Origin of the sequence: Streptomyces sp. G45 (assembly GCF_049542095.1) — a bacterium.
GTDB lineage: Bacteria > Actinomycetota > Actinomycetes > Streptomycetales > Streptomycetaceae > Streptomyces.
Map to the genome: position 1 here is coordinate 2,847,953 of NZ_JBMUZU010000001.1, position 22,423 is coordinate 2,870,375.

At 72.2% G+C, this 22,423-nt stretch carries 17 protein-coding genes; 10 read left to right on the forward strand and 7 right to left on the reverse strand.

Translation table 11 applies throughout. The annotated features are described in order from the left end of the window. The first annotated feature begins 477 nt into the window (after positions 1-477). From ACOBQU_RS11300 to ACOBQU_RS11335, 8 genes are all read left to right on the forward strand, one after another. A complete protein-coding gene (locus ACOBQU_RS11300; RefSeq protein WP_423626271.1) occupies positions 478-4,722 on the forward strand; it encodes a nitrate- and nitrite sensing domain-containing protein in 4,245 nt (1,414 codons plus the stop codon). A gap of 9 nt (positions 4,723-4,731) precedes the next feature. Continuing rightward, a complete protein-coding gene (locus tag ACOBQU_RS11305; RefSeq protein ID WP_190139150.1) occupies positions 4,732-5,145 on the forward strand; it encodes a roadblock/LC7 domain-containing protein in 414 nt (137 codons plus the stop codon). Positions 5,146-5,283: 138 nt separating this feature from the next. Continuing rightward, entirely contained in the window at positions 5,284-5,691 is a 408-nt protein-coding gene (locus ACOBQU_RS11310; RefSeq protein ID WP_423626273.1) for a DUF742 domain-containing protein, read from the forward strand. Next, positions 5,672-6,274 (forward strand): GTP-binding protein, encoded by a 603-nt coding sequence (locus ACOBQU_RS11315; protein ID WP_423626274.1) that lies wholly within the window; start codon positions 5,672-5,674, stop codon positions 6,272-6,274. Before ACOBQU_RS11310 ends, ACOBQU_RS11315 begins: the two co-directional genes overlap by 20 nt. 341 nt (positions 6,275-6,615) lie before the next feature. Next, positions 6,616-9,975 carry a nitrate- and nitrite sensing domain-containing protein gene (locus tag ACOBQU_RS11320; protein WP_423626276.1) on the forward strand — a complete coding sequence of 1,120 codons (3,360 nt, stop codon included), beginning with the start codon at positions 6,616-6,618 and terminating at the stop codon, positions 9,973-9,975. Between the two features lie 10 nt (positions 9,976-9,985). After that, positions 9,986-10,399, forward strand: a complete 414-nt coding sequence (locus tag ACOBQU_RS11325; RefSeq protein ID WP_030676106.1) for a roadblock/LC7 domain-containing protein — start codon at positions 9,986-9,988, stop codon at positions 10,397-10,399. A gap of 62 nt (positions 10,400-10,461) precedes the next feature. Continuing rightward, on the forward strand, positions 10,462-11,115 hold the full coding sequence (locus tag ACOBQU_RS11330; RefSeq protein ID WP_423626278.1) for a DUF742 domain-containing protein: 654 nt from the start codon (positions 10,462-10,464) through the stop codon (positions 11,113-11,115). Next, the gene (locus ACOBQU_RS11335; protein ID WP_030361923.1) at positions 11,096-11,680 is read left to right on the forward strand and encodes a GTP-binding protein; all 585 of its coding nucleotides are present in this window, start codon (positions 11,096-11,098) and stop codon (positions 11,678-11,680) included. Before ACOBQU_RS11330 ends, ACOBQU_RS11335 begins: the two co-directional genes overlap by 20 nt. Positions 11,681-11,852: 172 nt before the next feature. Here the strand turns inward: ACOBQU_RS11335 and ACOBQU_RS11340 are convergent, their stop codons facing one another. From ACOBQU_RS11340 to ACOBQU_RS11355, 4 genes are all read right to left on the reverse strand, one after another. Then, positions 11,853-12,044 carry an acyl-CoA carboxylase subunit epsilon gene (locus tag ACOBQU_RS11340; RefSeq protein ID WP_423626280.1) on the reverse strand — a complete coding sequence of 64 codons (192 nt, stop codon included), beginning with the start codon at positions 12,042-12,044 and terminating at the stop codon, positions 11,853-11,855. 26 nt (positions 12,045-12,070) lie between these two features. Beyond that, positions 12,071-13,663 carry an acyl-CoA carboxylase subunit beta gene (locus ACOBQU_RS11345; protein WP_423626281.1) on the reverse strand — a complete coding sequence of 531 codons (1,593 nt, stop codon included), beginning with the start codon at positions 13,661-13,663 and terminating at the stop codon, positions 12,071-12,073. A 489-nt stretch (positions 13,664-14,152) separates the two neighbouring features. Beyond that, positions 14,153-14,992 carry a DUF4097 family beta strand repeat-containing protein gene (locus ACOBQU_RS11350; protein WP_423626283.1) on the reverse strand — a complete coding sequence of 280 codons (840 nt, stop codon included), beginning with the start codon at positions 14,990-14,992 and terminating at the stop codon, positions 14,153-14,155. Positions 14,993-15,149: 157 nt separating this feature from the next. Next, complete coding sequence (locus ACOBQU_RS11355) at positions 15,150-15,677, reverse strand: toxin-antitoxin system HicB family antitoxin (protein ID WP_423626285.1); 528 nt, start codon at positions 15,675-15,677, stop codon at positions 15,150-15,152. 388 nt (positions 15,678-16,065) lie between these two features. On the opposite strand from ACOBQU_RS11355, the gene ACOBQU_RS11360 reads away from it, so the two are divergent. Both ACOBQU_RS11360 and ACOBQU_RS11365 read left to right on the forward strand, forming a co-directional pair. Then, complete coding sequence (locus tag ACOBQU_RS11360) at positions 16,066-16,674, forward strand: YceI family protein (protein WP_423626287.1); 609 nt, start codon at positions 16,066-16,068, stop codon at positions 16,672-16,674. A gap of 944 nt (positions 16,675-17,618) precedes the next feature. After that, positions 17,619-18,161, forward strand: coding sequence for a hypothetical protein (locus ACOBQU_RS11365; protein WP_423626289.1), 543 nt, complete (start codon positions 17,619-17,621; stop codon positions 18,159-18,161). Between the two features lie 4 nt (positions 18,162-18,165). On the opposite strand, the gene ACOBQU_RS11370 is transcribed toward ACOBQU_RS11365, so the two are convergent. The 3 genes from ACOBQU_RS11370 to cimA form a co-directional block, all read right to left on the reverse strand. After that, entirely contained in the window at positions 18,166-19,065 is a 900-nt protein-coding gene (locus ACOBQU_RS11370) for an alpha/beta fold hydrolase (protein WP_423626291.1), read from the reverse strand. A 124-nt stretch (positions 19,066-19,189) separates the two neighbouring features. Further along, complete coding sequence (locus ACOBQU_RS11375; protein ID WP_423626293.1) at positions 19,190-20,548, reverse strand: hypothetical protein; 1,359 nt, start codon at positions 20,546-20,548, stop codon at positions 19,190-19,192. 43 nt (positions 20,549-20,591) lie between these two features. Continuing rightward, the gene (gene cimA, locus ACOBQU_RS11380) at positions 20,592-22,199 is read right to left on the reverse strand and encodes a citramalate synthase (protein WP_423626295.1); all 1,608 of its coding nucleotides are present in this window, start codon (positions 22,197-22,199) and stop codon (positions 20,592-20,594) included. Positions 22,200-22,423 lie beyond the last annotated feature (224 nt).

Sequence of the window (22,423 nt, forward strand, 5' to 3'; positions counted from 1 at the left end):
CCCGACCAATGGCGAGAAGAGGCCATGATCTTCGTGTGAGTTTGCTCACGGAGGTGCGGGCAAAACGGTCAATTCCGGCTGGTGGTCCGCCCATTGAAAACGGACAATGCGCCACTGAAGCGCGCATTCCGCTCCTGATCATGAAGACTGGGACACCGGAACGCCACGCACGTCTCGTACGGGAAAGTCCGATATAGCCGACTTCACTTTCTACGTCTCGTAACGCGCCAATCACACCCGGTCACCACCGCCCCCGCGTTGCCCACGGGCCTTGTTGGAGATCCGGCACTGTGCTGGAATTCCCGGGACCGCCGCGGCATGGAACCGGCGCACAAGGGCGCAACGCAGCGCCGAGAGCGGCGGGAAGGGGGGCAGCGCCGGTCTCACGACCACCATGGGGTGCCCTGGCGCCCCACGACGCCGACACCGTCCCGCCGTGCACACGGCAGGACGCCTGGTCCAGAGGTTGCGACGCTAGTGCAGGGACGTTTCAAGAGGGATGGCAGCGCTGCGGCGGAGCCGGAGCGCGGCGGAAGTGACCGCGGCTCCTCGCCCCAGCACGCCCAGAACCCCCCACCGGTGCAGTCCGGTGACAGCGGCCCCGGGGCCGCCGGTCGGGGAGTGACGGGCGGCGGTGTGCCCACCACCGACCCCAAGGCGTCGGGCGGCAAGGCCACCCCCGGTCCCGGCCCCCGAATAGCCCTGCGCAACTGGCGCATCTCGACCCGTCTGGTGTCGCTCCTCGCGCTCCCCGTCATCACGGCGACCTCCCTCGGCGCCCTGCGCATCAACTCGTCCCTCGACGAGATCGAGCAGCTCGACAACATGAAGCTGCTCACCGACATGACGCAGAAGGCCACCGAGCTGGCCGCCGCCCTCCAGGAGGAGCGCGACCAGTCCGCGGGCCCCCTCGCGCACGGCGCCAACGCCACCGACTTCACCGTCAAGGGCGTCCGCGAGAAGACGGACCACGCCTACAAGAACTTCCTCACCACCACGCAGAACTTCGAGGGCAACGAGGGCGACAAGGGCCTGCTGGGCGTCCGGCAGAGCACGGTCCAGATCACCCGGCAGCTCCAGAAGATCAACGACGTCCGCAAGACCGCGTACCGCGACAAGAACACGATCTCGCAGACGGTCGACGCCTACAGCCAGCTCATCGAGCAGCTTCTCGGCCTCTCCGAGGACATGGCGAAGGCGACCAGCAACCCCGAGATGATCCAGCGCACCCGCGCGCTGGCGTCGTTCTCGTCCGCCAAGGAGTACGCCTCCATCCAGCGCGCCGTCATCGCGGCCGCGCTGCCCCCGAACAAGCGCGAGTACGGCAAGCTCTCCGAGCTGGACCGCCGCTACGCCTACGCCGCCTTCGAGAAGGAGGGCGACGAGCTCCAGTCCTTCAGCCGGATCTACACCGGCGACGACGAGAAGCTCCTGAAGCCCATCAGCGAGGGCAACTCCTCCATCGAGTCGGCGAACTCCTACGCCAAGCGCGTCCTGGAGCAGCCCGACGGCATCAAGCTCCGCGGCAAGCGGTCCTACAAGGACTGGGTGGACTCCGACACCACCAAGATCGCGGAGATGTCCCGCATCGAGCGCACGCTCCTCAACGAGATGGAGCAGAAGGCCCGCGAGCTGCGCAACGAGTCCGAGCGCGAGGCCATCATCAGCGGTGCGCTCATCCTGCTCGTGCTCGGCGTCTCGCTCGTCGGCGCCTTCGTCGTGGCCCGGTCCATGATCCGCTCGCTGCGCCGCCTCCAGGACACCGCCACCAAGGTCGCCCAGGACCGCCTGCCCGAGCTGGTCAAGCAGCTCTCCGAGTCCGACCCGCAGGACGTCGACACGTCCGTGGAGTCGGTCGGTGTGCACTCCCGGGACGAGATCGGCCAGGTGGCCGCGGCCTTCGACGACGTGCACCGCGAGGCGGTCCGCCTCGCCGCCGAGCAGGCCCTGCTCCGGGGCAACGTCAACGCGATGTTCACCAACCTCTCGCGCCGCTCCCAGGGCCTCATCCAGCGCCAGCTCTCGCTCATCTCCGAGCTGGAGTCCCGCGAGGCCGACCCGGACCAGCTGTCCTCGCTGTTCAAGCTCGACCACCTCGCGACCCGCATGCGCCGCAACGGCGAGAACCTCCTCGTCCTCGCCGGTGAGGAACCGGGCCGCCGCTGGACCCGGCCGGTGCCGCTCGTCGACGTGCTCCGCGCCGCCGCGTCCGAGGTGGAGCAGTACGAGCGCATCGAGCTGGCCTCGGTGCCCGCGACGGACGTGGCGGGCCGCGTCGTCAACGACCTCGTGCACCTCCTCGCCGAGCTGCTCGAGAACGCGACCTCGTTCTCCTCGCCGCAGACCAAGGTCAAGGTCACCGGACACGCGCTGCCCGACGGCCGCGTGCTCATCGAGATCCACGACACCGGCATCGGCCTCTCCCCCGAGGACCTCGCCGCGATCAACGAGCGGCTCGCCTCGCCGCCCACCGTGGACGTGTCGGTCTCCCGCCGCATGGGCCTGTTCGTGGTCGGCCGCCTCTCCCAGCGGCACGGCATCCGCATTCAGCTGCGGCCGTCCGACTCCGGCGGCACCACCGCGCTCGTCATGCTTCCCGTGGACGTCGCCCAGGGCAAGAAGGCCCCCGGCAAGCCGGGCGCCCCCGCCCCGACCGGCGGCCCTTCGGCACCCGCGGGCCCCGCGGCGGCCCGGCGCGGCGGCGGCGTGGCGGCCGGTCTCAGCGGCGCGGCCCGCGCCCGCAACCAGGTCCAGGGCAACCAGGCGGGCCAGGGCAACCAGGTCGGTCCCGGCGCCGGAGCGCAGCGCGGCCAGGTCGCGGGCTCCGGTCCGCGGGCGGCGCTGCCCGCGCGCGGCGGCGCCCAGGGCCCGTCGGCGGGCGGCCCCGCGGCCGGTTCGCCGGTGGCGCCGGGCGGCCTCGCCGGTGCGGGCACGGGCGGCCCCTCGGGCGCCGGTGGCCCCGGGGCTCCCGGCGGTCCGGCCGGTCCCGCCGCAGGGCGCCCGCAGGCGCCGCAGCTTCCGCAGCGCTCCCAGGGCGGGACGCGCGGGGCCGAGACGGCCGCTCCCGGTGGCTTCCCGCAGGGCGGCGGCCTGCCGCAGCCCCCGGTGCCCCAGCAGCGTACGAACAACGCCGACGGCCCGGCGGGCTCCGACCAGGGCCAGGGCCGCAGGCCGCAGCTTCCGCCGCGTGGCGGGCCCCGGGCCGAGCTGCCCGGCGCCAGCTCCGCCCCCCGCGTGCCGAGCTGGAGCGACGAGAACGCCCTGCCGCAGGTCTCCCGCGACCCCTTCGACGCGCCCCGCGGCCACGAGGAGCACGAGTCCACCGGCCAGTTCCCGCAGCCCGCGGGCCTGACCGACGAGCGTCAGGGCCCCGGCTCGACCGCGCAGTTCGCGCGCCCCGACTACGACGGCCCGCCCCCCGGCTCGGCCGACCCCGGCGTCCCCGGCGGCGTGCAGGGCACCGGCGAGTTCGTCCGCTCCGACGTCTTCGGCGGCCCCACCCCCGGCGCGCCGGGCCAGATCCCGCACGCCACCGGCGAGTTCAGCGGCGACTTCGGGCAGGGCGACTTCGGCCAGGGCGCCCAGGTCGGCACGGACGCCACCGACGGCGGCGCGCACGTGCCGCGGCCGCCCGCGCCGCGCCGCGGCCAGGCCCCCCGCGCCGACCTGGACCAGGGCATCCCGCAGCAGCCGCAGGCGCCGCGCCCCGAGGCCCAGCTGCCGGGCGCGCCCGAGCAGCACCAGCCGCACGAGCCCCAGCAGCAGCCCGGGCAGGAGTCCCTGCCGCCCGCGTCCGGTCCGCTGGACGGCCGTACTCCGCTGTACGACACGCTGGAGACCAACTGGTTCTCGCAGCAGGCGCAGCAGCAGGCCGAGCAGGAGCGCCAGGCGCAGGAGGAGCGGCAGGCCGAGCAGGCACGCCAGGCCGAGGCCCAGCGCCGGGCGGAGCAGGAGCGCCAGGCGGAGCGGGAGCGGCAGGCCGAGGCCCAGCGCCAGGCCGAGCAGGAGCGGGGCGCCGGTCCCGACCGCCCCGACCTGCCGCAGCGCCCGGGTGCCGCCCGGCTCCCGCGGCGCGGCGAGCGCTCCCCCGAGGGCACGCCCCCGCAGCAGACCCCGCAGTCGTCGCAGTCGCCGCAGTCCCCGCGCGAGCAGGGCCTGCCCCAGCGCGAGCCGCTGCTTCCGCGGCGCCCGCTGGGCGGCTCCCGCCCGTCGCAGGGCCAGGGCGCCCCGTCGCGCCCGCAGTCCCCGGGGAACGCGCCGCTGCCGCAGCGCCCGGGCGGCGCGGCGGCTCCGGCCCGCGGCGCCACCCACGGCGTGGGCAACGCCGCCCCGGCGAACACCGCGGACACCACGGGCCCCGCGAACCTCACGGACACCGGGAGCTTCGCGGACACCGGAAGCTTCACGAACAACAGCACCACCAGCACCACCGCTTGGCGCACCTCGCCGAACGACGAGCTGGGCCGCCAGGCCGAGCGCGTCCGGCAGCCCTCCGCGGGCGGCGTCACCACCTCCGGGCTGCCGCGCCGCGTACCACGGGCGAACCTCGTGGCGGGCACCGCACAGCAGTCGCAGGACAGCACTGGTCCGCAGGTCTCGCGCGCGCCCGACGACGTGCGCGGTCGGCTGACCAATCTCCGTCGGGGCATCCAGCAGGGTCGCCAGGCCGGTACCGGCCAGACCGGCAGTTACCCTCGCCCCACTCACCAGCAGGAGCGTTAGTTGAGTCCGATGAGCCAGGCGGCACAGAACCTGAACTGGTTGATCACCAACTTCGTGGACAACACCCCAGGGGTGTCCCACACGGTCGTGGTCTCCGCAGACGGCCTGCTTCTGGCGATGTCCGAGGGCTTTCCGCGCGACCGCGCCGATCAGCTCGCGGCCGTCGCCTCCGGCCTGACCTCCCTCACCGCCGGGGCGTCCCGGATCTTCGAGGGCGGGGCGGTGACGCAGACCGTGGTGGAGATGGAGCGCGGCTTCCTGTTCATCATGTCCATCTCGGACGGCTCGTCGCTCGCGGTGCTCGCGCACCCGGAGTGCGACATCGGCCTCGTCGGGTACGAGATGGCGCTGCTCGTGGACCGGGCGGGCACCGTCCTCACCCCGGACCTGCGGGCCGAGCTCCAGGGCAGCCTGCTGCACTAGCCCGGCCCGCCCCGGTCGCCCCACCGGCCGGGTGCCGCCCGACCGACCGCAACCATCCACCGTCCGGCCGCCACTCATGCCCCCACCCGGCTTCAGTCAGACGGAACGCAGACCACTGCTGTCCCGCCCGGAGGATCCATGACCCCGCCTACCGCCTCTCACGACCCGTACGGTGCGACACATGCCGACTACGGGATCGAGGGCGACCAGCCGCTGGTGCGTCCGTACGCGATGACCGGCGGCCGGACCCGGCCCCGCTACCAGCTCGCCATCGAGGCGCTGGTGAGCACCACGGCCGACCCGGCCCAGCTGATGGGGCTCCTCCCCGAGCACCAGCGGATCTGCCACCTGTGCCGCGAGGTCAAGTCGGTGGCGGAGGTCTCCGCGCTCCTCTCGATGCCCCTCGGCGTCGCCCGCATCCTGGTCGCCGACCTGGCCGAGGCCGGGCTCGTGGCGATCCACCAGCCCGGCGGTGACGAGAACGCCGGTGGCCAGCCTGACGTGACGCTGCTCGAAAGGGTGCTCAGTGGACTTCGCAAGCTCTAGTGCGGGCGGCTACCCGGACTCCGGCGCCGAGGCCCGCTCCACCACCTCCGCCAAGATCGTGGTGGCCGGTGGTTTCGGCGTGGGCAAGACCACGTTCGTGGGCGCGGTCTCGGAGATCAACCCGCTGCGCACCGAGGCCGTGATGACGTCGGCGTCAGCCGGTATTGACGACCTCACCCACACCGGGGACAAGACCACCACCACGGTGGCGATGGATTTCGGCCGCATCACGCTCGACCAGGACCTGATCCTCTATCTGTTCGGCACGCCGGGTCAGGACCGCTTCTGGTTCATGTGGGACGACCTGGTGCGCGGCGCGATCGGCGCGATCGTGCTGGTCGACACCCGGCGCCTGGCCGACTGCTTCCCGGCCGTCGACTACTTCGAGAACTCCGGGCTGCCCTTCGTCATCGCCCTCAACGGCTTCGACGGCCAGCAGCCCTACACCCCCGAAGAGGTCCGCGAGGCGCTGCAGATCGGTTCGGACACGCCGATCATCACCACGGACGCCCGACAGCGTGCGGAAGCAAAGAGTGGCCTGATCACACTGGTCGAGCACGCACTTATGGCACGACTCAAGTAGGCGAGGTCATACGGAAGTTGCCGTATATCGCACGGAACGATCTGTGTCCTTTGACACGGGCGCCAGCCGTGTTCATAACGTTTCGACAGAGAATTCAGCCGACCCCGCAACCCCACGCGGTCGGCTCGTATCACTGTGCTCACATGAGCCCCGCCTTTTGGCGGGGCTCGCTCTTTATGACCGATTTATCTGAGGCTTACACCACTCGGAACGCTTCCTTCCTACTGTTTGGAAGAGCACCACCTGACGTGCTGGAATGCGCTGAACTGCCCAGTAGCACGGGCCTTTGGAGACGACAGCGGCACCAGCGCAGGAGCCGCCGCCGAGAGGTTGTTGGTCGAGTGAGGCGAAGCAAAACGAGCCCCGCACCCCCGGACCGGGACACGCGGGGCAACTTCACCCCGCCGCCGCGCGCAGCAGCGCCGTCCGCGGACGCACCGGACGGCGGGCCCCGAGCCGCCTCCGGGAGTCGGTGGTCACCCAGGAACTGGCGTGTGCCGACCCGCCTGAACGCGATCCTCCTCATACCCGTGCTCGTCGGCCTCGTCATGGGCGGCTTCCAGGTCAAGGCCGCCATCGACACCTGGGACGAGGCCCGCGACGCCGAGGCCACGGCCCGCCTGGTGCGCGCCTCCCTCGACTACGGGAACCGTCTGATCGAAGAGCGCGACGTGTCCGCCGCGCCGCTCCTGCGGGGCAAGAAGAACGACCCCGCGGTGGCCAAGGCCCGCGAGGCCACCGACGAGGCAGCCCGGGCGTTCGCCGACGCCGCCAAGGACATGCCTCAGAAGGACGGCCTCAAGCGCCGCCTCGCCGCCTTCAAGAAGGTCGAGCCCAAGCTGACGGGCCTGCGCGAAGCCGCCTACACGAGCAAACTGCCCGGGGTGGGGACCGAGGAGGCGTACGTCGCCATCCAGCACCCCCTGATGGAGTTCGCCAACGAGCTGGGCCTGGGCACCGGCAACATCACCTCCTACGGCCGCACCGTCTACGCGGTGTCCCTCGCCAAGGCCGCGCTCTCCCTGGAGCGCTCCATCGGCACCCACCTGCTGGTCAAGCCGGGCCCGTCGCCGGACGAGCTGTCCAAGCAGCGCGTCACCTTCTCCTCGTACGCCTACCTCGAGCGCATCGCCATCGAGGAGTACACGGGCGGCGGCACGCCCTCCGACATCAAGAAGCTCGACGACGCGAAGAAGAAGCTCGCGGCCGAGGCCGAGCGGATCGCCGAGAAGGGCGAGGCCGACGCGCGCGCCAAGGGCGAGAAGTACGTGCCGATGCCCGACGGCGAGAAGGCCATCAACCTGATCGCCTCGCTGGAGAGCACCCAGCCGAGCGCCCGCGTGGAGCTGGCGGGCAAGGGCATCACGGCCCCCGCGCTGTGGGCCGTGACCACCGCCAAGTTCGACGCGTACCGCACCATCGAGGCGGACCTCGCCGACAAGGCCGTGTCCGAGGCCTCCGGCATCGCCGACGACGCCAAGACCGACGCCTTCATCACCGGCGCCGCGGTCGTGGTCGCGCTGCTCGCCGCCTTCGTCCTGGCTGGGTTCATGGCCCGCCAGATGAGCCAGAACATGCGCAGTCTGCGCACCGCCGCGTTCGGCATCGCCGAGCAGCGCCTGCCGATGCTGGTCGACCAGCTCTCGCGCACCGACCCGGGCCGCGTCGACACCCGCGTGCAGCCCATCCCGATCACCACCACCGACGAGATCGGCGAGGTCGCCCGCGCCTTCGACCAAGTGCACCGCGAGGCCGTCCGGCTCGCCTCCGAGCAGGCCCTGCTGCGCGGCAACATCAACGCGATCTTCACCAACCTGTCGCGGCGCAACCAGTCGCTGATCGAGGGCCAGCTGTCCCTCATCACCGACCTGGAGAACAACGAGGCCGACCCGGACCAGCTGGAGTCCCTGTTCAAGCTGGACCACCTGGCGACCCGCATGCGCCGCAACGGCGAGAACCTGCTGGTCCTCTCCGGTGAGGAGCCGGGCCGCCGCTGGGACCAGCCGGTGCCGCTCGTCGACGTGCTGCGCGCCGCCTCCTCCGAGGTGGAGCAGTACGAGCGCATCGAGCTGGAGGGCGTGCCGGAGGCCGAGATCCACGGCCTGGCCGTGACCGACCTCGTGCACCTGCTCGCCGAGCTGCTTGAGAACGCCACGACGTTCTCCTCGCCGCAGACCAAGGTCAAGGTCACCGCGACCCGGCTGCCCGACGGCCGCGTGATGGTCGAGATCCACGACAAGGGCATCGGCCTGACCGCCGAGGACTTCGCGGACATCAACCACCGCCTGGCCAACCCGCCGACCGTGGACGCCGCGATCTCGCAGCGCATGGGCCTGTTCGTGGTCGGCCGCCTGTCCGACCGGCACGGCATCCGGGTCCAGCTGCGCCCCTCGGGCGAGCAGGCGGGCACCACCTCGCTCGTCATGCTGCCGGAGAACATCACGCACGGCGGCGGTGGCCAGCAGCAGCCGCAGGACCCCGAGTTCACGGTCTCCCAGATCATCCCCGAGCAGCAGGCCACGGCCACCGAGCCGATCCGCACGGCCGCCGAGCTGGGCTTCGACGACAGCCGCTACTCCGGTGACGGCCAGCAGGGGCAGGACGGCCAACTCGACCCGGTGGGCCGCTCGTTGCTGCGCGAGGAGCGCCGTGCCGCCCTTGAGGCGCAGGCCCAGTCGGCGCAGCCGGGCCAGCCCGACCCGGCGGCGGGCCGACCGCTCTTCCGCGACGAGGTCCAGCCCGGGTCCCCGGCGGCGTACGAGCACGGCTACGACGGCCGTGGCGGAGCGGACGGGCACGCCGCAGTCGACGGATTCGCCGGACAGCAGTCGGCGTACGACCCGCAGCAGGCCGCGTACGACCCCGCGCAGACGCCCGGTTACGACCAGGTCCAGGGTGGTTACGAGGCGTCCTACGACGGACAGCCGACCTACGACCAGGGTGCGCCCGCGTACGAGGAGCCGTACTACCCGACGCCGGACGGCTACCAGGACGGCGCGCATGCGGAGTCCGTCCACGGCGGTCAGGACGCGCACGCGGGCGGGGTGCAGGAACCGTTCCTCTCTTATCCGGAACGGTCCCACCAGGACGACTGGCCGTTGCGCGACGGTTACCAGGAGAGCTACCAGGGCGAGTACGCTCCGGAAGCGGAACCCGGCTCGGCCGCTGACGCGGACGACCGGGAGCGCGTAGGCTTCGAGGGTCCGGGAGCTGCTTCCGCGACCCCGGTGGCCCCGGAGACCGTGACCCCGACCGATCAGGCGCCGCCGTCCCCGGTCGTGCACGAGCTGACCGACGCGGGTCTTCCGCGCCGCGGCAGCTCCGTGCCGAACGGCGGCGGTGACGTCCCCGCCGCGCAGGGCGAGGACCGCCAGGAGGGCGCGAGCCCGAACGGCGGGCCCGGCGGCAGCGGCTGGCGTTCGGCCAACGACGAGCGCTGGCACCGTGCCGAGCAGTTGAAGGAGCCGAAGGCGGGCGGAGTCACCTCGTCCGGCCTGCCGCGGCGGGTGCCCAAGGCCAACCTGGTCGAGGGCACCGCGGAACAGTCCCCGCAGGGCGGCCCCCAGGTCTCCCGCGACCCCGAGGAGGTCAGGGGCAGGCTGAGCAACCTGCGCCGCGGCGTCCAGCGGGGCCGCAGCGCGGGCAGTGACACGAATGGCCAGGGCTTCAGCCCTGATAGCACCTACAACCAGGAGCGTTAGTGTGAGCCCGATGAGCCAGGCGGCGCAGAACCTGAACTGGTTGATCACCAACTTCGTGGAGAACACCCCCGGGGTGTCCCACACCGTGGTGGTCTCCGCCGACGGACTCCTTCTGGCGATGTCCGAAGGCTTCCCCCGCGACCGAGCCGATCAGCTCGCGGCCGTCGCGTCAGGTCTGACGTCCCTCACCGCCGGGGCCTCCCGGATCTTCGAGGGCGGCTCGGTGACCCAGACCGTTGTGGAGATGGAGCGAGGATTTCTCTTCATCATGTCCATCTCGGACGGTTCGTCCCTCGCCGTACTCGCCCACCCAGAGGCGGACATCGGCCTCATTGGGTACGAGATGGCACTTCTCGTCGACCGTGCGGGCACCGTCCTCACTCCGGACCTGCGCGCGGAGCTTCAGGGGAGCCTGCTCAACTAACAGACAGACGGTGCGTATTCGCGTCCCGGGGCCGTAAGGTTTCGGGACGCGGCTCCACAGTGATGGCGCCGGGCACAGTTTCGGAGGAGGAGTACGTGGCTGCAACACCCCCAGACGGTTCGTCATCGGCCCACTGGCCCTCGGGCCACGGCCAGGGCCAGGGTGACGGTTCGCAGAACCGGTACAACTTCCCCTCCGCGCCCAGCCATCGCCGCCAGCCGCCGTACCGGCAGCCGGGTCCGCAGGCACCGGCCCCGCCCGGCCCGTACGAGCAGCCGTACGACCAGCAGCCGTACGCACCGCGCGTGCAGCACGCGCCGCAGCCGCAACCGCGGCCGCAGCAGCACCGCGCTCCCGATCCGGCGCCTCCCGCGAGCAATCCGCTGGTGCGTCCGTACGCCATGACGGGCGGGCGGACCAGGCCGCGGTACCAGCTCGCCATCGAGGCGCTGGTGCACACCACCGCGCAACCGCACCAGTTGCAAGGGCAGTTGCCCGAGCACCAGCGGATCTGCAACCTGTGCCGCGAGATCAAGTCAGTGGCCGAGATCTCGGCGCTGCTCTCCATTCCTCTCGGCGTCGCCCGGATCCTCGTCGCCGACCTGGCGGAGGCCGGTCTCGTCGCCATCCATCAGCCCGGCGGTGACGAGTCCGCCGGCGGCCAGCCAGACGTGACACTGCTCGAAAGGGTGCTCAGTGGACTTCGCAAGCTCTAGCGGCGGAGCAACAGCCCGCTCCACCACCAGCGCGAAAATCGTGGTGGCGGGCGGCTTCGGCGTGGGCAAGACCACGTTCGTCGGGGCGGTCTCCGAGATCAACCCGCTGCGCACCGAGGCCGTCATGACGTCCGCTTCCGCGGGCATCGACGACCTCACCCACACCGGGGACAAGACGACCACGACGGTCGCCATGGACTTCGGCCGCATCACCCTGGACCAGGACCTGATCCTCTACCTGTTCGGTACGCCGGGACAGGACCGCTTCTGGTTCATGTGGGACGACCTCGTGCGCGGTGCCATCGGCGCGGTCGTCCTGGTCGACACGAGGAGGCTCGCCGACTGCTTCCCCGCCGTTGACTACTTCGAGAACTCGGGGCTTCCGTTCGTGATCGCCCTGAACGGCTTCGACGGACACCAGCCGTACACCCCGGACGAGGTCCGGGAGGCCCTTCAGATCGGGCCAGACACGCCGATCATCACGACGGACGCACGGCATCGCGCCGACGCGAAGTCCGCGCTGATCACCCTGGTCGAGCATGCGCTGATGGCTCGGTTGCGGTAGTCCTCCGGGCGCGGGTGGGTGGGTGTTTACTTTCTCCCACCCGCCCGCCCGTGACTCCCCGTCAAGGGGTGGACGGTGGCGCGGAGCGCTTTCCCATCGTTGTCGTGACATGGCTGTGGGCCCCGTACTCGCTTGAGTACGGGGCCCACAGGCGTTTCCGGGCCGGGCCGGGCTAGCCCTGCCAGCTGTGCGGGGCGCGGAAGCCCGGCGTGCGCTCCAGGCGGCGCCAACCGGCCTTGTCGCGCCCCCGGCGCGCGGGCGCGTCGGGCTGCGCGGCCGCACGGGCGAGCAGGATCGCGGTGAGGGCCGCGACCTCCTCGGGCTCGGCGTGGCCCTTCTCGACGCGGATGTCGGGTGTGGTCATGGTGGGCGTCTCCTTGTGGCGCGCCGCTACTGCGGCGGGTTCCCGTGCTTGCGGGACGGCAGGTCGGCGTGCTTGTTGCGGAGCATCGCCAGCGAGTTGATGAGCACCGCGCGGGTCTCGGCGGGGTCGATGACGTCGTCGACCAGGCCGCGCTCGGCGGCGTAGTACGGGTGCATCAGCTCGGCCTTGTACTCCTTGACCATGCGGGCCCGCATGGCCTCGGGGTCCTCGGCCGCAGCGATCTGGCGGCGGAAGATCACGTTGGCGGCGCCCTCGGCGCCCATGACGGCGATCTCGTTGGTGGGCCAGGCGTAGGTCAGGTCGGCGCCGATGGACTGGGAGTCCATCACGATGTACGCGCCGCCGTAGGCCTTGCGCAGGATGAGGGAGATCCGCGGCACGGTCGCGTTGCAGTACGCGTACAGCAGCTTCGCGCCGTGGCGGATGATGCCGCCGTGCTCCTGGTCGACGCCGGGCAGGAAGCCGGGCACGTCGAGCAGGGTCACGATCGGAATGTTGAAGGCGTCGCACATCTGGACGAACCGGGCGGCTTTTTCCGAGGCCTCGATGTCCAGGACGCCCGCGAGGGTCTGCGGCTGGTTGGCGACGATGCCGACGACCTGGCCGTCCAGGCGGGCGAGCGCGCAGATGATGTTGCGCGCCCAGCGCTCGTGGACCTCCAGGTAGTCGCCGTCGTCGACGAGCTCCTCGATGACCTTCGCCATGTCGTACGGCCGGTTGCCGTCGGCGGGGACGAGGTCGAGCAGCACGTCGGAGCGGCGGTCGACGGGGTCGTCGCAGGCGGTGACGGGCGGGTTCTCGCGGTTGTTCTGCGGGAGCATCGCGATGAGGTAGCGCACCTCGGCGAGGCAGGTCTCCTCGTCGTCGTACGCGAAGTGGCACACGCCGGAGGTCTCGGCGTGCACGTCGGCGCCGCCCAGGCCGTTCTGGGAGATCTCCTCACCGGTCACCGCGCGGACCACGTCCGGGCCGGTGATGAACATCTGCGAGGTGTCGCGCACCATGAACACGAAGTCGGTCAGGGCGGGGCTGTAGGCCGCGCCGCCCGCGCACGGGCCGAGCATCACCGAGATCTGCGGGATGACACCGGAGGCCTTGGTGTTGCGCTGGAAGATGCCGCCGTACCCGGCGAGGGCGGAGACGCCCTCTTGGATGCGGGCGCCCGCGCCGTCGTTCAGGGAGACCAGGGGCGCGCCCGCCGCGATGGCCATGTCCATGATCTTGTGGATCTTGGTGGCGTGCGCCTCGCCGAGGGCACCTCCGAAGATCCGGAAGTCATGGGCGTAGACGAAGACCGTCCGGCCCTCGACGGTGCCCCAGCCGGTGATGACGCCGTCCGTGTACGGCTTCTTGGCCTCCAGGCCGAAGCCCTGGGCGCGGTGCCGACGGAGCTGCTCGACCTCCTGGAACGAGCCCTCGTCGAGGAGCAGCGCGATGCGCTCGCGTGCCGTCAGCTTGCCCTTGGCGTGCTGCGCCTCGGTCGCCTTCTCGCTGGGTCCCGCCAGTGCCCGGGCACGGATCTCGGCCAATTCGGCCACTCGGCCCCGCGCGTCGGTGGGCTCCCCCGCCGAAGATCCAGCTTCGTCCAAAACGGTCATGCTCTCGACCTTACGAAGGAGACCGAGGAAAACGGACCGTCGACTCTGCACAGTCTCCGGACCGTTTTCCTGGCACCCCCGGACAGAAGTTTTGTGCGGTACAGCCGAAGCCACTGCTCAGAGGCCCATTCGGCTGTAGGGATTCCACAAGGCCGCCGAATGAGACTCGGCTCACACTCCGCGGTGGAGCGGGGTGCTCCGCCCGGACCGCGATGTCGCAGCTTACGCCCCCTAGCGGCCCCTGACTTTCCCCGCCGGGCCCGGCCGCCGCGCGGCGGCCGGGGCCTAGTCGGGGTGCGGTCGGCGGAGGGGGGCGCGCCGTTTCGCCGTGCCACCGAATTGGCGGGGGCCGACAACCGGGGGCGGGGTCCGGGACGCTCCGCGAGGCGCCTCGGGCGAGGTCGCCGGGGCCGTCGGGGGCGCGTCGTCCGCCGCCCGCGCGCCCGGCCCGGCGGGCGCGCGGGCCCCCGGGCCGCCGCAAGGATCCGGTCAGGCGCGGTGGACGACGATGTCGCCGAAGTTGGTGCGGCCGCGCACCTGGACGGTCTCGCCGGAGTCGCCGGGGCCCTGGGCGGAGCCGAGGGCCTGGCGCACCGCCCCGGACTTGGTGCGCACGTCGAGCCAGGCGGCGGTGCCCTCGCGGACGCCGATGCCGAGCCGCCCGGTGCCGGTCTCCAGGACGACGGTGCCGCGGGCCACCTCGCCGACCTCGATGGGGCCGTTGGCCGTGCGTACGGTGACGTCGGCGTGGGCGCGGCCGATGCTGACGGAGCCGTTGGCGGAGCGGACCCGCAGCTCGCCGGTGGCCTCGCCGATCTCCGTGGTCCCGTTGGAGTTCTTCACCAGGGTCGTGCCGCCGACCGTGCCGAGGCGCACCGCGCCGGACGCGGTGGTGATGTCGACGGGGCCCTCGGCGTGGTCGACGAGGACCTCCCCGTATCCCGTGTTCGCGCGGACCGAGCCCGCCCGGGCGATGCGGACGTCGCCGCTGGTGGTCTTGAACGCGACCTCGCCGAGGCGGCCCTCGGTGGTGAGGTCGGCCATGGACGTGGTGACCTGCGCGTGGGAGCCCTCGGGCAGCGCGATCGTCACGTCGACGGAGGAGCCCCTGCCGAACAGGGAGCGGTCCCTGGGGCCCTTCACCAGCAGTTTGCCGCTCGCGTACTCGACCCGGGTCTGCTCCGCGGCGCGCACGTCGGCGGCGCGCGACTCGGTGGTGGGGCGGACGTCGACGACCGTGTCCGTGCGGTCGTCGGCCGTGATCCGCAGTGTCCCGACTTCCAGGATCACCGTGACGTAGACGGGCTTGGCGGTGTCGAAGGTGGGCATGGTGCTGTCCTCGGCGTGGGGGTCCTGAGCGGGCGTGGTGGGTGCGGCGCCGGAGCGTCCCGGAGGGGCGCGGGGCCGTGCCGCTGTGCGGCTTCCGCCGCGTGGGCGCGCTCAGCCACGACGGCGCCGCAGACGAGTATCGGCGGTTCGCGCAGCGCTACCGCGCCCATCCCGTGAAGCTGTGTCCTGCGCCCTGGGCGCCGCGGTGCGCGGTCTGGCGGCTCGCGTCCCCGGCCTTGAGGGCGTCGGCGACGGTGCGGACCAGCCAGGCGTTGACCGACAGGCCCTCCGCGGCGGCGGCCTCCTCGGCCTGCGCCTTCAGGTGCGTCGGCAGCCGCAGGTTGATCCGCGCGGTGCCGCCCTCCTCCGCGTCGGGGGCGGGGGCCGGGGCGGGGCGCGCCACGGGCACCTCCATGACCGGCGCCTCGAACGCCTCGCTGACGGGCGGCGGCGTCACCACGAAGTCCGGGTCTCCCCCGCGCAGGCGCACGTCGACCGAGCCGGGAGCGAGGTCTCGGGTAATCTCGTCCATGGCTGCGGACAGCACGTTCAGCATGGTGAGTCGCGTGGCCGACTCCAGCGGCGCGATCAGACGCTCGGCGACCGCGCGAGCGTCCTCCCCGCCCGCCTCGGCGGCGACCGCGAGCTCCTGACGGAGCTGGTCGACATACGGCGTGAGATTCATGGCATCACTATGGCACCACGGTGGCACCATGGCAAGTTCCCCGCGCCCCGACATCGCAGCCCGTCGCCCCCGCGCACCCCTTCGCGGCAGGTCAGCTTGAGGCTCGCGACGCCCGACGAGTGAGCGCCCGGCACATCCGGCACGACGTGGCAGCCGCATCCGCCATCACCGGAAGCCCTCGCCGTGGCACCACGCGTGGCGCCATCACATTCCCTCGATTCCCCTTCCCCGCTCGCCTCTCCCCCGGCTCGGCGTGTAATCGACTCGGCACGCAATCGACTCGGCGCGTAATCGACTCGACACCCTCCGCTTGATGTTGAATATTGAACTGAATCGCGCTACGGTGAATCTCGTTGAGCATTCAACTACTCGTCCCCAGGAGCACGTCATGGGTCTCTTCAACCGCAAGAACGACACCACCCCCGCCACCTCCGCGCCCGCCGCGGCCGGACCGGACCTCTCGGCGCTGTCCGGCGACTACACGATCGACCCCGCGCACTCCTCGATCGGCTTCGTCGCCCGGCACGCCATGGTCACCAACGTCAAGGGTTCCTTCCAGGACTTCACCGGGTCCCTGCACCTGGACGGCTCCGACCCGTCCGCGTCCACGGCGACCCTCGACGTCCGGATGGACAGCATCGACACGGGCAACGCGGACCGCGACGGTCACCTGAAGAGCTCCGACTTCTTCAAGACGGACGAGTTCCCGACGATGACCTTCCGCTCCACCAAGGCGGAGGCGCTGGGCGGGGACGACTACCGGCTCACCGGCGACCTCACGATCCTCGGTACGACGCGGCCGATCACCATCGACCTGGAGTTCAACGGCTCGGCGAAGGACCCGTTCGGGAACGAGCGCGTGGGGTTCGAGGGCAAGGCGGAGATCCTGCGGTCGGAGTGGGGGCTGACGTGGAACGCCGCGCTGGAGACCGGCGGCGTGCTGGTCTCCGACAAGATCAAGCTGCGGTTCGACATCTCGGCCATCAAGAACGCCTAGGGGCACCCCCTGGGGGGCCGGGCCTTCGGCGGTGGTTCGCGCTCCGCGCGCGTCCTCAAGCGCCGGACCGGCTTTGTCGGGGGGTCTCGTCTTCGGGTGGCGGTGGCGGTGGCGGTGGGGTTTGTCGCGCTGGCGCGCTCGTCCTCAAACGCCGGACGGGCTTGAAAGGTGGGCTCGTCACCGCCTGCCCGACCCGGCACGGGGCTCATCGCGCTAGCGCGCTCGTCCTCAAACGCCAGACAGGCTTGAAAGGCGGGCTCGTCACCGCCTGCCTGATCCGGCGCGGGGCTCATCGCGCTAACGCGCGCCCGTCCTCAAACGCCAGACAGGCTTGAAAAGCAGGCTCGTCACCGCCTGCCCGACCCGGCACGGGCCCATCACGCTGCCGCGCACGCCCTCAAACGCCGGACGGGCTTGAAAAGCGGGCTCGTCGCCGCCTGCCAGACCCGGCACGGGTTCATCGCGCTAGCGCGGCTCTCCTCAAACGCCAGACAGGCTTGAAGAGCGGGCTCGTCGCCGCCTGCCGGACCGGGCGCGGGGCTCATCGCGCTGGAGCGCTCGTCCTCAAACGCCAGACAGGCTTGAAAAGCGGCCTCGTCACCGCCTGCCGGACCGGGCGCGGGCCCATCACGCTGCCGCGCACGCCCTCAAACGCCGGGCGGGCTTGAAGAGCGGGCTCGTCGCCGCCTGCCAAACCGGACGCGGGTTCATCGCGCTAGCGCGGCTCTCCTCAAACGCCAGACAGGCTTGGAAAGCGGGCTCGTCGCCGCCTGCCAGACCCGGCACGGGTTCATCGCGCTAGCGCGGCCCTCCTCAAACGCCAGACAGGCCGGGAAGCCGGGCTTGTCCCCAAGTGACCGGGGCTTTGGAAGGGGCACTCGCCCCCCTCCGCGCGGCAGGCCCGGCCGTGCGTGGGTCCTGGGGCGGGGGGATAGGGTGCGGTGATGTCTGGGTTTCTGGCTCAACTGCCCGCGCTCATTGGGGTGGTCGTGGGGGCCGTGGGGTCGTTCTTCGTCGTCATGCGCGGCGAGCAGGTGCGGTTTCGGCGGGAGCGGGACGCTCGGTGGGAGGAGCGGCGGCTCGGGGTGTACGTCGAGTACGCGCGGGTGCTGAAGCAGACCGTCACGCTGACCTACCGGATCGCCGCGCACCAGGGCAACGACCCGCATCCGCACCCGCTGTCCGCCCGGGACGCGGAGGAGCAGCTGGCCGCCGCGGCCGACGCGCGGGACCCGGCGGGTGAGGCGCTGCTGCTGCTCGGCGCGCCCGCGGTGGTGAAGCGGGCGCGGGAGTGGGTGGTCGTGGTCATCGAGATGGAGGCCTTCCTGCGCTCGGGCGCGCGCGAGCCCGAGACCTGGTCCGCGCTGCTGGCCCGGCAGCGCGCCGCCCGCAGCGCCTACTACGCCGCCGTCCGCGAGGACCTGGGGCTGCCGCCCGGGCACTCCGGCCGGTGGGAGGTGTCCCCGCCCAGGCCGCCTCGGAGCTGACGCGTCACGCGCGCACCCCGGCGCCGAGCGTGTGCCGCAGGACCGCCGCCGCCAGCGGGCCGTGGACGGCCGGGGGCAGGGCGTGGCCCATGCCGGGGATCTCGGCCAGGTGGGCGCGGCCGATGACCTGGGCCAGGTGCCGCGCGTGCGGCGGCGGGAACACCGGCTCCTCCGGGGCCGCGATCACCAGGGTCGGCACCTCGTTGCGGGCCAGTTCCTCCGTGCGCAGCAGACCGGAGGCGTCCGCGCGGGCGTGTGCCGTCGACGTGAGGTGCGTACCCGTGTGCGCGATGATCCGGCGCTCCTGGTCGCGGAAGAAGTCCTCGTCGAACGGGAGTCGGCCGCCCGCGAGGAGCCGCCAGTGCGCGAGGCGCCACTCCAGTTCGGCCTCCGGGTCGCGGTCGTCCCCGAAGTGCGACCAGAACTCCAGGACCTCCGGTGCGGGCGGGGGCAGTTCGGCCGCGGCCGTGACCGTGCCGTCCGGAGCCTCGTACGGGAGGGCGCTCAGGGCGGCCGTGCCCATGAGCGTGGCGCTCAGGACGCGGTCGGGGTGGTCGGCCAGCAGGAGCTGGGTCAGCAGGCCGCCGAGCGAGAGTCCGGCGACGTGCGCGCGGGGGACGTCCAGGGCGTCCAGGACCGCGACCGCGTCGCCCGCCAAGTCCCGTACAGAGTACGGGTGTTCGTCGTACGCGGCCGTGGAGCGGCCGGTGTCGCGGTGGTCGTAGCGGATCACCCGGTGGTGCTCGGCCAGCGCGTCCACGAAGGGTTCCGGCCAGGCGAGACCAGAGGCCCCGGCGCCCATGACGAGGAGCAGCGGGGGCGCGTCCGGGGCGCCGCGGCGCTCGGTCCACAGGCGCACGCCGGGGGCGGGGGTCACGTACTGCTCGGTGACGGGGTGACGCATGGGACCTCCGGTGCGTGCGGGACGAGAATTAGACGATACGTATCGTCTCGCTTCATTCTCGTGCCGTCAAGTGCCGTCAAGTGCCGTCAAGCGCCGTCCCGCTCGGCCCGCGCCCCGCGCGGTCCTAGAACCCTCCCCCGAAGTCCCCGCCGCCCCCGAAGTCGCCGCCCCCTCCGAAGTCCCCGCCCCCGAAGTCGCCCGCGTCGAAGTCCGCCCCGGACACGTCGCCGCCCTCGTAGCCCGCGCCCGGGCCGAAGTCGCCGTAGCCGGAGCCGTAGGCCGCCGCGTAGGCGGGGCTGGACATCATGGTGCCGAGCATCGTGCCGACGAGCAGGCCCGGCAGCAGGCCGCCGCCGAAGTAGCCGCCCGCCCAGGGGCCGTAGGCCGGGCCCGCCTCCCAGTAGGGGCGGCGCTCGCCGGACTCGGACTCCACCGTGCGGGCCATCGGGTCGGCGCCGTCGGCCAGGCGCACCGCGTCGGCCGCGCACACCGGGACCTCGCGGGGCGCGCCGCCCGCCGGGGTCCACTCGGCGTCCTTGACCGACGGGCCGTGCCGGGGGTCGAAGAAGCAGGGAGGCCGCCGCTCGGGCAGCGCGCGGCCCTCGCGGCGCGCGGCGAGCAGGGCCAGGCTGAAGCGGCCGCCCTCCAGGGCCTGGGTGACGGCCCGCACCTGCTCGGGGCGCTCCGCCGCCGCCATGAAGGACTTCGCCTTCTCGTACGCGTCCAGGGCGCGCTCGTAGTCGGCGCGCATCGCGTCGTCCGCGCCGGGCTCCGCCGGGTGGAAGTCGAGCCGGTCCAGCTCCTCGCCGAAGGCGGTGATGTCCTCGTCGACGACGACCCGCAGCTTCTCCAGGGCCGCGCGCTCCTCCTCGGCGCGCTTGCGGCGCCGGTGCCGGGTGAGCGCGTACGCGCCCGCGCCGCCCGCGACGAGCGCCGCGCCGACGCCGATCAGCGCCCCGACGGGCGCGCCGTCGTCGCCGCCGGTGTCGCCCCAGGAGGCGGGCGCGCGGCCCGAGGTCTGGGTGAGGGCGCGGTCCACGAAGTCGTTGAGCTGCCGGGTCGCGCTCTCGCCCTGGACGAGGGCCGCGAGGTTGCTCACGGCGTTCTTCGACAGGGCCGCTCCGTCCGCCTTCGCGTCGAAGGCGTCGCCGAGCCGGATCGCGTACACGCCGGTGATCCCCGTCGCCGTACGCAGGTTCCGGAACAGGTCGCGCTTCGGGAAGTCCGCCGGGAGCACGGCCACGAAGACCGGCTTGTCGGCCTTCTTGATCTTGTCGGCGAGGGCGTCGGCGTCGGCCTGGGACACCTGGGACGCCGCCGCTTCGTCGACGTACACGGGATTCTCGCGCAAGGCGTCGGCCACCGTCTGGACGTCCGTGGCGGCCCCGGCCGCGGGCGCCGTCGCGAGGACGGCGGCCAGGGCCAGGAGCGGTCCGGACAGGATGACGGTCAGCCGGGACGCCGCCTGCCGGGTGGGCCTCATACTCCACGCTAACCCGGCCCGGCCCGGTTCGTGCCGCCCGCGTCTACTCGGCGGGCTCGACACCCGCCCTGAGCAGGCCGTACGTGACGGCGTCCTCCAGGGCCTGCCAGGAGGCCGCGATGACGTTGTCCGCGACGCCGACGGTCGACCACTCGCCGTCGCCGTCCGAGGTGGAGATCAGGACGCGGGTCGTGGACGACGTGCCGTGCTTGCCTTCCAGGATGCGGACCTTGTAGTCCACCAGCTCCAGCTTGGCCAGCTCCGGGTACATCCGCTCCAGGGCGACGCGCAGCGCCCGGTCGAGGGCGTTGACCGGGCCGTTGCCCTCCGCCGTGGCGACGATCCGCTCGCCCTTGGCCCACACCTTCACGGTGGCCTCGTTGGCGTGGGAGCCGTCGGGGCGGTCCTCGGCGATGGCGCGCCAGGACTCGGTGCGGAAGTAGCGCCGGGCGCGCCCCTCGGCCTCCGCGCGGAGCAGCAGCTCGAAGGACGCGTCCGCCGCTTCGTACGTGTAGCCCTTCAGCTCGCGCTCCTTGACGCGGTCCACGACCCGGCCGACCAGCTCGCGGTCGCCGCCGAGGTCGACGCCCAGCTCCTTGCCCTTCAGCTCGACGGAGGCGCGGCCCGCCATGTCGGAGACCAGCATGCGGATGCGGTTGCCGACCAGCTCGGGGTCGATGTGCTGGTACAGGTCCGGGTCGACCTTGATCGCGGAGGCGTGCAGGCCCGCCTTGTGCGCGAAGGCCGAGACGCCGACGTACGGCTGGTGGGTGGCCGGGGTGAGGTTGACGACCTCGGCGATGGCGTGCGACACCCGGGTCATCTCGCGCAGCGCGCCCTCGGGCAGCACCTTCTTGCCGTACTTCAGCTCCAGGGCGGCGACCACCGGGAAGAGGTTGGCGTTGCCGACGCGCTCGCCGTAGCCGTTGGCGGTGCACTGGACGTGGGTGGCGCCCGCGTCGACGGCCGCGAGGGTGTTGGCGACCGCGCAGCCGGTGTCGTCCTGGGCGTGGATGCCGAGGCGGGCGCCGGTGTCGGCGAGGACGGTGGCGACGACGGCCTGGACCTGGGCGGGCAGCATGCCGCCGTTGGTGTCGCACAGGACGACGACGTCGGCGCCCGCCTCGTGGGCGGCGCGCACGACGGCCTTGGCGTACTCGGGGTTGGCGCGGTAGCCGTCGAAGAAGTGCTCGCAGTCGACGAAGACGCGGCGGCCCTGGGCGCGCAGGTGCGAGACGGTGTCGCGGACCATCTCCACGTTCTCGTCGAGCGTGGTGCGCAGGGCCAGCTCCACATGCCGGTCGTGGGACTTGGCGACCAGCGTGATCACCGGGGCGCCGGAGTCGAGCAGCGCCTTGACCTGCGGGTCCTCGGCGGCCTTGGCGCCGGGGCGGCGGGTGGCGCCGAACGCGACCAACTGGGCGTTGTGGAAGGTCAGCTCGTCCTGGGCGCGGGCGAAGAACTCGGTGTCGCGCGGGTTGGCGCCGGGCCAGCCGCCCTCGATGAAGCCCACGCCGAAGTCGTCCAGGTGCCGGGCGATGGTCAGCTTGTCCGCGACGGTCAGGTTGATGCCCTCGCGCTGCGCGCCGTCGCGCAGCGTGGTGTCGAACACGTGGAAAGCGTCGTCGGGCCTGCTGGTTTCCGTCGTCATCTGTCTGGCTCCTGTGTCGGATCTCGGTCTACCGGAAGAACCGGCTCCACCGCCCTCATGATCCCGCGCGCCGCCGCCTCCCGGCACGGGTGGGCCGGAAAACGAAAAGACCCCTCGCGGGTGCGAGAGGTCTGCGCGCGGGTCTGGGACGACGGTGCCCACCCGTACGGGGTGCGTACGGGCGGTCACTGCGGACCGGCGCGCCTGCTGCCAATAATCATGGC